This window comes from Facklamia sp. P13064, assembly GCF_050409425.1.
GTDB lineage: Bacteria > Bacillota > Bacilli > Lactobacillales > Aerococcaceae > Facklamia.
Map to the genome: position 1 here is coordinate 1 of NZ_JBNUPM010000050.1, position 713 is coordinate 713.

Annotated in this window: 1 protein-coding gene; it reads right to left on the reverse strand. The window is 37.7% G+C overall.

All coding sequences use genetic code 11. From position 1 onward, the window contains the following. Window positions 1–111: 111 nt before the first annotated feature. On the reverse strand, window positions 112–713 hold a 602-nt coding region (locus ACQV2S_RS08840), incomplete at its 5' end, for a Rib/alpha-like domain-containing protein (protein WP_428885412.1).

Sequence of the window (713 nt, forward strand, 5' to 3'; positions counted from 1 at the left end):
GTTAATTGCTTAATCTCCTTGGATAGCATCAACCCTATTGGACATAGAGCCAAAATATTATCACCTTGATTTTAAAATTTGAATAGTTTTATTACAAATCGTTCAAACATCTTAATTTTCTTCTTTTTTTCTGCCTCCTACTGCAATTAATCCTAATCCACTTAATATTGAAAGAGCAGCACCTGAAAACAGAACAAGTTGATCAGACTCTCCCGTATTCGGTAAAACTCCGGCTTTGGAAGGTGAATCATCAGATTTTTCAGGGATATTTGGATCACCATTATCTCCATCATTTTCTGAATCTGAGACAGAAACAATAACTGGAACTTCAAATATTTCAAACGAACCATCTGGATAAGTAACTTTAACTAAACCGATGTATTTACCTGGCTTAGTATAGTCTATTACTCCTTCTGGTGTCACATCTTCAAACGTGGGTTGTCCTGGATACTTAGGATCTTCTACGTACCCTGGAATCGTTACATTGTCAGTTAAGTCTACTGTTCCGCCTGATTGAATCACTTCAGGTGAAACAATAGGTTCATACTTATCAGCTTGAGTTTCATCTGAGGTTGGTGTCGTTACAGTAACTGTCACATCCACAATTTCTGTTGAACCGTCTGGATAAGTTACCTTCACCTGACCAATGTATGTTCCCGGCTTAGTATAGTCTATTACTCCTTCTGGTGTCACATCTTCAAACGTGGGTTGTC